Here is an 11,277-nt window from a genome sequence, read left to right as displayed (position 1 = left end):
ATATGAAAAACACTCTTTTACTTTTAGCATTTTTAATTTTTACTGGTATCTCAGCCCAAGAAAAAAAAGATTATTCAAAACATGTCGCGTCTATAGATAGTACTGTCGCTACTTTATACGCTGTAATTTCCGGAGATAAAGGAGAAGCACGAGACTGGGATTTATTTAAACACCTATTTTATAAAGATGCAAAACTGATTGCAACCGGAAAGTATGAAAAAAAGCAAACCACGTTGCGCTATATGTCGTCTGAAGATTACATTAAATTCTCTGAAAAATGGTTAATGGATAATGGTTTTCATGAATTAGAAATAAAAAGAGATACTCAAACCTTCGGAAATATTGCACATGTGCTTAGTACGTATGAAGCTTATAATAGTAAAGACGACGATACACCTTTAATCCGAGGCATTAACAGTATACAATTATTTAACGATGGAAAACGTTGGTGGATTGTTAATCTCTATTGGAATCAAGAATCTAAGGAAATTCCTGTTCCTGAAGACCATTTATCAAAAAGTTCAAACTAGTCGCTTCCGATTTAGTTTAGAGCGTATTATCAATTTAGAGAAAAGTGTTCAGTAAACTCTTGTAAGAACTACAATTAACAAACCTTTTAAATTTTTTAAATTTCTAAACCTCATATTTACAAAGTGAAAATCCCAAATCCCATAAAACCATTGAATTCTATCCTATCCATCATAGGTTTGATTGTGTTGTTGGTATTTTCTCCATGCAAAGTAAGAAACACTATTCAAGAAGTTTTTGAGACTACAAAAACGGAAGTTTCAAACAAAAGTATATCCTCCTTAAAAAGTAGTGTTTGTGATATTTCTACAGATGCGGCATTGGCAATTTCAAAGTCTAGTCATAGCCTTCAACTATCGCAAGCAGTATTGGTAAAACGACCGCATTTTAATAGTAATACGGCTTCACTTTCTGATAGACCCATAACTCAATATTACAATGCTAGAGCCGATATTCCGCCTTTAGCTCCTTACTATATTCTCTTCAAAAATAATAAAGCGTATCTATAATTAATTTTCTTCAAACTGAAGTCTAGCAATCTCTGCTAGCAGAAAATTATTATTTACATTATAGATATACAACATGAATTTACATATTAAAAACGATTCGGGTTTCTTAGCCCTCGCAGTCAGAATGGTCATTGGTTGGACTTATTTTTCTGCGTTTTTCAGACGCACTATTTTAGCCAACAAACTAGATCCAGAATTACCTGGTTATATCGGTGAGAAGTTTAACCACTTTCTCCCAAACGCCTTAGGCATAAAACCTATCATTCAGTATTTAGTAGAAAACCCTGATATATTATATTACAATATGGTCGCTTTTACCATTATTGAAGGTATCGTAGGCTTGTTCATTATTTTCGGATTATTCACGAGACTTATGAGTATCGGTGTGTTTGGTTTGGCAATGGGTATTCTATTGGGTTCCGGATGGATAGGAACCACTTGCTTAGACGAATGGCAAATTGGAATCCTTGGTATTGCTACGGGTTTTCTCTTGTTTTTAACAGGAAGTGGACGTGTTTCATTGGATAATTATTTAATGAATAGAAATGTCGCTTTCACAAAAAAGAAATGGTTTGCATGGTTAGGCTCTGGACAAATCCCTATTAAAGATATCATTTTTACTCGGTTTGTTATTGTGGGTTCATTCTTAATTTTTGGGTTAACCTTATATACCAATCAAGTATTTCATGGTGGACTTTGGGGAACCTTACACAACAAATCTGTAAAACCTAAACTTGAAATTACAGAAGGCAAATTGAATGAAAACGGTCTCTCTTTTGATGTTTTTAGAGTTGAAGGAGTTGATGTTTATGGCGCTTGGATTATTGGTATTGAACTTAAAGATGACCAAAACAATGTGGTCATGAATTATACTCAAGATCAATTAGCTAAACTACCAGAGGATGCTATTGAAAATTATTATATCGCAAAAGTAAAACCAGGTAAACATAGCTTAATCGCTCCATTGGGAGCCAAAGCCAAAATGAAATTCAACTCTTCCGATATTCTGAAGTTACCAAGTGGAACGTACACTTTAAAAATGACAGATATTAGTGGTGCAAGTTGGGAGCATCAATCATCAAATAGAATTTCAATATGACAACTCCTAAAACTGAGGCTTTTGCTAATCGTTTTAGGAGTTTTAATTTTCAAAAGTCACGAAAAAAAATCTGAATTAAGAATAAAAAACAGATTCCACTTATTTGGGTTCTAATTTATTCGAGCTATTTTTATCAAAACATATTACAAATTATTTCTCTTATGATCATTTCACCAAAATCCATTTCAACTTTAATTATTGCTTTATCAATTTCAATCTTAAGTTGCGCACAAGACGTAACAAAAAAAGCAACACCTATTTTCAAAGATGGAGAAGCTCAAATTGTTGAAGCTTTCAGTGATTCAGACCAATGGATTCGTCACGATTTATGGGTAGAAACAGAATTTGATACCGATGGAGATGGGCAACCAGACCGTATGCATGTTGCCGTTACACGTCCGGAACAAACAGAAACCGAAAATCTAAAACTACCAATAATATACGTCACCAGTCCTTATTTTGCTGGAGTTGCAGCTGATTTACCTGGAGTTATGTGGGATGTGAACATCGAATTAGGTGAATCGGCAAAAGATCGTGTTCATCCGGAAGTCACACGCAGAGGGCAGCGACCAATCATCTCTAATTCTCACATAAGAAAATGGGTGCCAAGAGGCTATATAGTCGTCCATTCTTCTTCACCAGGCACAGGTTTATCAGATGGAGCACCTACCATAGGAGGGCAAAATGAGTCTTTGGCTCCAAAAGCCGTAATAGATTGGTTATGTGGCAGAGTAAAAGGCTATACAGAACGTGAAGGAAATGAAGAAGTTATGGCTTATTGGTCTACAGGAAAAGTCGGAATGACAGGAACCTCATACAACGGAACTTTACCTCTTGCGGCTGCAACAACTGGTGTTGAAGGTTTAGAAGCTATTATTCCTATTGCACCAAACACGTCGTATTATCACTATTACCGTTCTAATGGATTGGTACGTTCACCTGGTGGATATTTAGGTGAAGATATTGATGTCCTTTATGATTTTGTGCATAGTGGCAAAGAAGAAAATCGACCATATAATAATAAAACCATTAGAGATACCGAAATAAAAAACGGTATGGATAGAGAAACAGGTGACTATAACGATTTTTGGGCAGGTAGAGATTACCTTAATCAAATAGATAATATGACCGCTGCCTTATTAATGTCTCATGGTTTTAACGATTGGAATGTGATGCCCGAGCATAGTTATCGTATTTATAAAGCGGCAAAAGAAAAAGGATTACCTACTCAAATTTATTATCATCAAAATGGTCATGGTGGACCACCTCCAATGTCTATGATGAATAAATGGTTTACAAAGTATCTTCATGGTATAAATAATGGTGTTGAAAACGACGAAAACAAATCCTATATCGTAAGAGAAAATGATGATCCACAAATGCCTACGGCATATAAAGATTATCCAAATCCTGAAGCTTCACATGTAACTTTAAATTTAAACGTAGTTGGAGTATTACCTGGAAATTTAACACTTAATCCTGGTACTATTGGATTTGAATCTTTAACTGATGATGTTACAATTTCTGGCAGTGAACTTGCAAAAGAAGCTTTTTCAATAAACAGACTATTATATGTCACACCCGTTTTAAAAGAAGATCTTCATATTTCTGGTGTCCCACAAGTAACCATCACATTAGCTAGCAGTAAATCAGCATCCAATTTATCGGTTTGGTTAGTGTCGTTGCCTTGGCAAGACGGGAAAGATGTAAAGATTACTAATAACATCATTACTCGTGGTTGGGCAGATCCAAAAAACCACAAATCACTAACTAAAGAAGAAGATTTAGTAATTGGAAAAGATTATACGATAAATTTTGATTTACAACCCGATGATCAAATCATAAAAGCAGGACAACAAATTGGTTTTATGATATTTTCGAGCGATAAAGAATTTACGTTGCACCCAAAAGCAGGAACTGAGTTGACTATTAAATTAGACAAAACATCATTAACGCTGCCTATTGTAGGAGGTTTAGAGTCTTTTAAGAACGCGACTAATTAGTAACCTTGTATTTAGAATTTCTAGGTTTATAATTTATCTCTTTAATTAGGTTTTCACTATTGAAATTCACAAAGAAATAGTTCAGCAAATAAAATCATGACTCTATAAAGTCTAGACTCTCTGCTCTCTGCTCTCTGCTCTCTGCTCTCTGCTCTCTGCTCTCTGCTCTCTGCTCTCTGCTCTCTGCTCTTAAAATAAAAAACTAATTCTTATCCTCCAACATTGGGACAAATCTGAAATCACCAAACTCATGTTTTTCAAAATCCTTTGGTCCTTTTCTGATGAATAAGGTCATCACTTGCACATCATCTCCCACAGGAATCACAAGTCGACCTCCAATAGCCAATTGACTCAATAATGGATTTGGTACAAAAGGAGCACCAGCTGTTACAATAATGCTTTGAAAAGGAGCTTCAACAGGCATGCCCTTATAACCATCGCCAAAAATGAGGCTTTTGGCTCTGTAACCAATTTTAGGTAAAAACTTAGACGTTTTCTTAAAGAGTTCTTGTTGACGTTCAATACTATAAACTCTAGCTCCAAGTTCTAAAAGTACCGCTGTTTGGTAACCACTTCCGGTTCCAATTTCTAATACTTTATGTCCTGGTTCAATTTGTAATAATTCAGATTGAAAAGCTACAGTATAAGGTTGAGAAATCGTTTGGTCTGCAGCGATAGGAAACGCTTTATCTTGATACGCATGATCAATAAAACCAGAATCCATAAATAAATGTCTCGGAATTTTACCAATCGCTTTTAAGACACCTTTATCTTTAATGCCTTTATTAATAAGTGTTTCAACAAGTTGTTGGCGCATCCCTTGATGCTTAAATGTATCTTTCAAAGCGTAGTTTAGTTTACGCTAAAATACTTCAAAGAAAGGCAAATTGCAACCTCTTAAAGTTCAAATCCGCAAAAAACTTAATCCAAATTCCGTACGTGTCTTCAAAATTAAAGCTTTACGAATACTCGTTTTATAAAGATTTTTTTGTGTGATGTATCCTATAGAAAGCATCAATTTAAATACTGATAATTCTTACAATGAACTTTTAGACTTTCTTTGCGAATTATCTAATACAAATCCACTATTTTTGTTAAAAACATAAAAAATATGCTCAAAGCTGGTGTGCTTGGTGCTGGTCACCTTGGTAAAATTCATTTGAGATTACTCAACCAATCCAATAAATACGACCTTATTGGTTTCTATGATGCTGATCCTGAAAACGCTAAACGTGTTGTAGAGGAATTTGGTTATCGATATTTCGATTCTATTGATGATTTAATAGAAGCCGTTGATGTCGTCGATATTGTAACTCCTACCCTTTCCCATTATGATTGTGCTAAACTAGCCATCAAAAAAGGAAAACATATTTTTATAGAAAAACCGATTACCAATACGGTTGAAGAGGCTGAAACGATTAGAACTCTAGTTGCAGAACATGGCGTTAAAGGTCAAGTTGGACATGTAGAGCGTTTTAACCCTGCTTTTATTGGAGTTAAAGATCAGATTAAGAATCCGATGTTTATAGAATGTCATAGACTTGCTGAATTTAATCCTCGTGGTACAGATGTGCCTGTGGTTTTAGATTTAATGATTCATGATATTGATATTATTCTTTCTGTAGTGCAATCTCCGGTGAAGCATATTTCGGCAAGTGGAGTTTCGGTTGTTAGTGAAACACCAGATATTGCCAATGCACGTATCGAATTCAAAAATGGCTGCGTTGCTAATTTAACGGCAAGTCGTATTTCATTAAAGAACATGCGCAAAACGCGTTTCTTTCAGAAAGATGCTTACATCTCTGTGGATTTTTTAGAAAAGAAATGTGAAGTGGTTAAAATGAAAGATGCTCCAGAAAACCCTGGTGATTTTGATATGATTCTTCAGAATGCGGAAGGTATTAAAAAGCAAATCTATTTTGACAATCCAGAGATCGCAAACAACAACGCTATTTTAGACGAGTTAGAAACCTTTGCAGATGCCATTAACAACAATACAAAGCCAATTGTTACTTTGCACGACGGTACTGAAGCATTGCGCGTAGCAAACATGATTATTAACCAGTTTTAATTCTCACGAAAGTGAGGATATCATAAATAAAATTCAAAACAATTAGATTCCCATTATTATGGGAATAAAAATTAAAATTTTTAATGAAAAATATAGCAGTAATAGGTGCAGGTACTATGGGAAATGGTATTGCTCATACTTTTGCACAATCAGGTTTTAAAGTTCAACTTATAGATATTAGTGAAGATTCTCTAAAACGAGGTATGGATACCATTGCCAGAAATTTAGATAGAATGGTCGCTAAAGAAAAAATTAGCGAGGCTGATAAAGCAGAAACTTTAGGAAATATTACCACATTTACGAGTACAGAAGATGGTGTTAAAAATGTTGATTTGGTTGTTGAAGCAGCTACAGAAAACATCGATTTAAAACTAAAAATATTTAAACAACTAGATGCTGTTTGTAGCGAAAACACCATTTTAGCGACAAACACGTCTTCCATTTCTATAACTCAAATTGCAGCCGTAACATCGCGACCAGACAAAGTTATAGGCATGCACTTTATGAATCCTGTGCCAATTATGAAATTGGTAGAAATTATTAGAGGTTATAGTACGAGCGATGACGTAACGACTACGATTATGGATTTATCTAAAACCTTAGGTAAAGTACCAACTGAGGTTAATGATTATCCTGGTTTTGTGGCCAACCGTATTTTAATGCCAATGATTAACGAATCTATTGAAACACTTTACAACGGAGTTGCTGGTGTTGAAGAAATCGATACCGTGATGAAATTAGGTATGGCACATCCAATGGGTCCATTGCAATTAGCGGATTTTATTGGTTTAGATGTATGTTTATCTATTCTGAACGTAATGTATGACGGTTTTAAAAATCCTAAATATGCTCCATGTCCTTTGTTAGTAAATATGGTTATGGCAGGAAAGTTAGGCGCCAAATCAGGAGAAGGCTTTTATGACTATTCTGAAAGTCGGAAGGCGGAAAAAATTGCATCGCAATTTTTGAAGTAGAAAGTGGTCAGTGGTCAGTGGTCAGTGGTCAGTAAATTGAAGATATGCTTTTGAACAATAAAACATTATGAAATTTCAAGATTTACTTGCTTATAAGAAAGGATTTGATTTGGCTATGAAAATATTGAGCGTATCGAAATCTTTTCCAAAGGAAGAGACCTATTCATTAACTGATCAAATTAGACGTTCGTCACGAAGTGTTTGTGCGAATATGGCAGAAGCATACAGAAAACGCCTTTACCCAAAACATTTCATAAGTAAATTAACCGATTGTGATGCTGAAAATTCAGAAACGCAAACATGGTTAGAATTTTCTTTAGCATCAAATTATATTAGTACAGAACAATTTAATGAACTCACAGAACAAAGTATTGAAGTAGGAAAACTTATAAATTACATGATTCGAAATCCAGAAAAATTCGGATCTCACAAAATTTGAAGCTACTGAGCACTGATTACTGAACACTGAATACTTTTACATGCCAAAAATAATCCCATTCAAAGCCGTAAGACCTACAAGAGCAATTGTCGGACTTGTCGCTGCACGTCCTTATCAAAGTTACACCATTGATGAACGTGAATCTCGAATGGCTTATAATCCCTATAGTTTTCTTCATATTGTTAATCCTGGTTATAAATACGACCAAGAAGTTATTGGAGAAGAACGCTACAGACTTGTTAAAAACAGATATTTAGAATTTAAAGAAGATGGAGTTTTTATTCAAGATAACACCCCTTCTTTTTATGTCTATAAAATTGTGAACCGACATGGAGAAGAATTTAGCGGAATTATCGCTGCTGCAAGTGCAGAAGATTATGAAAACGATATCATAAAAAAGCATGAAGATACCATTGCCAAACGTGAAGAAACTTTTAAAAGCTATTTGCAAACCGTCGGTTTTAATGCTGAGCCTGTATTATTAACCTATCCTGATAATGTCGTAATAGCTGATATTATTAAGGAGGCGCAAAAGGTACATGCCGAGTTTGAATTTACCATGACCTATAGAGACACCCATTATTTATGGAAAATAGATAATGAAAAAACCATTGCTACGATTCAAAGTGAATTTAAAAAAATGAAAACCGTTTATATTGCTGATGGTCATCATAGATCGGCTTCATCTTACCTTTTATATAAAGATGAGAAAGCAAAGAATCCTAATCATAATGGCAGCGAGTCTTATAACTTTTTTATGTCGTATTTAATTCCGGAATCGGATTTAGTGATTCATGAATTTAATAGACTGATAAAAGATTTAAACGGTTTAACTAAAAAAGAATTTTTAATACAACTAGATGCTTCTTATCGTATTGAAAATAGAGGCATAATGCCCTACAAGCCAACAAAACCGCATCATTTCAGCATGTATTTAGATGGTGAGTTTTATTCGCTTTATTTAAGAAAAACAGCTTATGATTTCAATACGGCCTTAGATCAGTTAGATGCACAACTGCTGTATAAAACGATTCTTCAGTCTGTTTTAGGCATTGATGATTTACGACATGATAATAGAATTTCGTATGTTAACGGTCAACATGAAATGATTACCATTAAAAGTAGCGTTGATAGTGGCGACTATGTCGTTGGTTTTGGCATGTGTCCTTCTAATGTGCAACAAATGAAACAAATTGCGGATGAAGGTTTAACAATGCCTCCAAAAAGCACTTATATTCTGCCGAAGTTGAGAAGTGGTATCACTATTTACGAATACTAATTATGACTAAAAAATATATCTTATTATTACTTTTTATGAGTTTTAGCTTCGCCTGCTTCGCTCAAAACGAAGGATCTGATACCGTTATAAAAAGTGGGGTTGGCTTAGGTACTGTTATTGCAGTTGTACTTTCATGGGATAGAAATAAATCTATTCTATGGGCAATTTTACACGGAATATTCAGTTGGCTATATGTTATATACTATGCATTAACTAGAGATTAAATTATTATGTCTATACAAGAAAACCTATTAAAAATTAAATCAAACTTACCAGAACACGTTACTCTTGTAGCCGTTTCAAAAACAAAACCTGTGTCTGATTTAATGGAAGCCTATAATACTGGACAACGCATTTTTGGAGAAAACAAAATCCAAGAAATGGCAGATAAATATGCCGAAATGCCAAAAGATATTGAATGGCATATGATTGGTCACGTTCAGCGAAATAAGGTGAAATATATGGCTGAATTTGTGAGTTTAATTCATGGAGTAGAAAGCTTCAAATTATTAAATGAAATTAACAAGCAAGCCAAAAAACACGATAGAATTATAGACTGTTTACTTCAAATTAAAATTGCTGAAGAAGATAGTAAATTTGGTATGTCTGCTTCGGACGCTTCTACCCTATTACAATCCGATGAATTTTCCGAATTAAAGCATATTAACGTTGTTGGTGTTATGGGAATGGCCACATTTACTGATAATATGACGCAAGTTGATAGTGAATTTAAATTCCTAAAACACACATTCACAGAACTTAAAGCTATAAATTCTGAACTCAACATCATTAGCATGGGAATGAGTGGAGATTACCGATTAGCAATTGACTGCGGAAGTACCATGGTTCGCGTTGGAAGTAGTATCTTTGGAACAAGAAACTATAATTAATTAGTTCTCAGTCGCATTAGCACCCGAGCGCTTTAAATATCAGTTTTCAGTCGAAAACTAAACATTAAAAACGATACAACATTTACGCAATACTAGACATAGAAACCACTGGTGGAAAGTTCAACGAGGAAGGAATTACAGAAATTGCAATCTACCAATTTGATGGCCATAAAGTAACAGATCAATTCATTTCATTAGTTAACCCAGAACGAGAAATTCAACCTTTTGTAGTTAATCTTACAGGCATTAATTCTAACATGCTTAAAAATGCACCTAAATTTTATGAGGTTGCAAAACGCATTGTTGAGATTACGGAAGATTGCATCCTAGTCGCCCATAACTCATCATTTGATTATAGAATCCTTAAAACTGAATTTAAACGTTTAGGCTTTCCATTTAAAAGAAAAACACTTTGTACTGTGGAACTTTCTCAGCAGCTCATACCAGATATGGCATCATATAGCTTAGGTAAACTAACGCGTGCTTTAGGAATCCCAATGAGCGATAGACATAGAGCTAATGGTGATGCTATGGCTACTGTAAAGTTATTTAAGATGTTACTGAACAAAGACCTAGATAAGGTCATTGTAAAGGATGCTATTAAGATTGAAAAGAAATCTAACATCGCTACCAATCTTAAGGATATTATAGAAGAACTACCTTCGGATACGGGTGTGTACTACATTCACAATGCAAACGGTGAAATCATTTACATTGGTAAGAGCAATAACATTAGAAAACGCATTATACAGCATTTTACAGGAACAAATTCTAAGTCTAAAAAAATTCAAAAATTAGTTAGTACTGTAACTTATGAAAAAACAGGAAGTGAATTAGCAGCATTACTAAAGGAAAGTGCCGAAATAAAAGCAAACAAACCTATTTTTAATAGAGCCTTAAGACGAACAGTTTTTACACACGCCTTATATAGTTCTACCGACAAGAATGGTTATGTCAACCTTTTTATCGATAAATCCAATAGAGAAGAAAATCCTATTACAACATTTAGCAATAGAGCTAGTGCGAAACATTTTATGTTTAAAGCCGCAGAAGATTTTAATTTGTGTCAAAAACTCACTGATTTATATGACACAAAAACAAGCTGTTTTAAATATGAAGTAAAAGAATGTCTTGGAGCTTGCATTAATGAAGAGCCTATAGAATCCTATAATGAACGCGTAAATACACTTATAGAGAAATTTAGTTACGCAAATAAAGACATGCTTATCATTGATAAAGGTCGGAGTATTGAAGAAAAAAGTGTGTTCTTAATAGAAAATGGTATCTTTAAAGGCATGGGCTTTTTCGACTTAAACCATCAAATTAACAATAGAGCTATCTTAGCATCTCTTATTACTCCAATGGAAAACAATAGAGATACGCAGCATATTATTCAAAGTTATATGAGGCGAAACAAAAGACTCAAAATTATTGATTTAAAATAACAGACATGATTTATAGGTTTACGGTGGTAACATTATTTGT

At 34.2% G+C, this 11,277-nt stretch carries 12 protein-coding genes; 11 read left to right on the top strand and 1 reads right to left on the bottom strand.

Annotation, left to right across the window (positions count from 1 at the left end; translation table 11 throughout):
* The first annotated feature begins 2 nt into the window (after positions 1-2).
* The 4 genes from HM984_RS15070 to HM984_RS15055 all read left to right on the top strand — a co-directional run bounded on the left by HM984_RS15070 (position 3) and on the right by HM984_RS15055 (position 4,139).
* Entirely contained in the window at positions 3-530 is a 528-nt protein-coding gene (locus HM984_RS15070; RefSeq protein WP_115811935.1) for a hypothetical protein, read from the top strand.
* Between the two features lie 150 nt (positions 531-680).
* Positions 681-1,037, top strand: a complete 357-nt coding sequence (locus HM984_RS15065) for a hypothetical protein (protein ID WP_179349756.1) — start codon at positions 681-683, stop codon at positions 1,035-1,037.
* Positions 1,038-1,110: 73 nt separating this feature from the next.
* A complete protein-coding gene (locus tag HM984_RS15060) occupies positions 1,111-2,136 on the top strand; it encodes a TQO small subunit DoxD (RefSeq protein WP_179349755.1) in 1,026 nt (341 codons plus the stop codon).
* 161 nt (positions 2,137-2,297) lie between these two features.
* Positions 2,298-4,139 carry a Xaa-Pro dipeptidyl-peptidase gene (locus HM984_RS15055; RefSeq protein WP_179349754.1) on the top strand — a complete coding sequence of 614 codons (1,842 nt, stop codon included), beginning with the start codon at positions 2,298-2,300 and terminating at the stop codon, positions 4,137-4,139.
* A 202-nt stretch (positions 4,140-4,341) separates the two neighbouring features.
* Here HM984_RS15055 and HM984_RS15050 read toward each other — a convergent pair whose 3' ends face one another.
* On the bottom strand, positions 4,342-4,983 hold the full coding sequence (locus HM984_RS15050; RefSeq protein ID WP_179349753.1) for a protein-L-isoaspartate(D-aspartate) O-methyltransferase: 642 nt from the start codon (positions 4,981-4,983) through the stop codon (positions 4,342-4,344).
* Between the two features lie 267 nt (positions 4,984-5,250).
* On the opposite strand from HM984_RS15050, the gene HM984_RS15045 reads away from it, so the two are divergent.
* The 7 genes from HM984_RS15045 to HM984_RS15015 all read left to right on the top strand — a co-directional run bounded on the left by HM984_RS15045 (position 5,251) and on the right by HM984_RS15015 (position 11,237).
* The gene (locus HM984_RS15045; RefSeq protein WP_179349752.1) at positions 5,251-6,210 is read left to right on the top strand and encodes a Gfo/Idh/MocA family protein; all 960 of its coding nucleotides are present in this window, start codon (positions 5,251-5,253) and stop codon (positions 6,208-6,210) included.
* An 83-nt stretch (positions 6,211-6,293) separates the two neighbouring features.
* Entirely contained in the window at positions 6,294-7,184 is an 891-nt protein-coding gene (locus HM984_RS15040) for a 3-hydroxyacyl-CoA dehydrogenase family protein (RefSeq protein ID WP_179349751.1), read from the top strand.
* A 67-nt stretch (positions 7,185-7,251) separates the two neighbouring features.
* On the top strand, positions 7,252-7,623 hold the full coding sequence (locus HM984_RS15035; protein WP_179349750.1) for a four helix bundle protein: 372 nt from the start codon (positions 7,252-7,254) through the stop codon (positions 7,621-7,623).
* Positions 7,624-7,663: 40 nt separating this feature from the next.
* Positions 7,664-8,902, top strand: a complete 1,239-nt coding sequence (locus HM984_RS15030) for a DUF1015 domain-containing protein (protein WP_179349749.1) — start codon at positions 7,664-7,666, stop codon at positions 8,900-8,902.
* A gap of 35 nt (positions 8,903-8,937) precedes the next feature.
* Positions 8,938-9,126: a hypothetical protein gene (locus tag HM984_RS15025; protein ID WP_179349768.1), complete on the top strand. Its 189-nt coding sequence runs from the start codon at positions 8,938-8,940 to the stop codon at positions 9,124-9,126.
* 6 nt (positions 9,127-9,132) lie between these two features.
* On the top strand, positions 9,133-9,792 hold the full coding sequence (locus HM984_RS15020) for a YggS family pyridoxal phosphate-dependent enzyme (RefSeq protein ID WP_179349748.1): 660 nt from the start codon (positions 9,133-9,135) through the stop codon (positions 9,790-9,792).
* A gap of 80 nt (positions 9,793-9,872) precedes the next feature.
* Complete coding sequence (locus tag HM984_RS15015; RefSeq protein WP_179349767.1) at positions 9,873-11,237, top strand: exonuclease domain-containing protein; 1,365 nt, start codon at positions 9,873-9,875, stop codon at positions 11,235-11,237.
* Positions 11,238-11,277 lie beyond the last annotated feature (40 nt).

Source organism: Winogradskyella pacifica, from assembly GCF_013403915.1.
GTDB lineage: Bacteria > Bacteroidota > Bacteroidia > Flavobacteriales > Flavobacteriaceae > Winogradskyella > Winogradskyella pacifica.
Note: the sequence above shows the minus strand (reverse complement) of the source record. Positions and strands in the feature narration are given on the sequence as shown.

What these genes read in the sequence shown, in the direction of transcription:
- HM984_RS15045 (WP_179349752.1), top strand. Translation starts at nt 5,251, where the DNA reads ATGCTCAAAGCTGGTGTGCTTGGTGCTGGTCACCTTGGTAAAATTCAT.
- HM984_RS15035 (WP_179349750.1), top strand. Translation starts at nt 7,252, where the DNA reads ATGAAATTTCAAGATTTACTTGCTTATAAGAAAGGATTTGATTTGGCT.
- HM984_RS15070 (WP_115811935.1), top strand. Translation starts at nt 3, where the DNA reads ATGAAAAACACTCTTTTACTTTTAGCATTTTTAATTTTTACTGGTATC.
- HM984_RS15060 (WP_179349755.1), top strand. Translation starts at nt 1,111, where the DNA reads ATGAATTTACATATTAAAAACGATTCGGGTTTCTTAGCCCTCGCAGTC.
- HM984_RS15030 (WP_179349749.1), top strand. Translation starts at nt 7,664, where the DNA reads ATGCCAAAAATAATCCCATTCAAAGCCGTAAGACCTACAAGAGCAATT.
- HM984_RS15055 (WP_179349754.1), top strand. Translation starts at nt 2,298, where the DNA reads ATGATCATTTCACCAAAATCCATTTCAACTTTAATTATTGCTTTATCA.
- HM984_RS15040 (WP_179349751.1), top strand. Translation starts at nt 6,294, where the DNA reads ATGAAAAATATAGCAGTAATAGGTGCAGGTACTATGGGAAATGGTATT.
- HM984_RS15025 (WP_179349768.1), top strand. Translation starts at nt 8,938, where the DNA reads ATGAGTTTTAGCTTCGCCTGCTTCGCTCAAAACGAAGGATCTGATACC.
- HM984_RS15020 (WP_179349748.1), top strand. Translation starts at nt 9,133, where the DNA reads ATGTCTATACAAGAAAACCTATTAAAAATTAAATCAAACTTACCAGAA.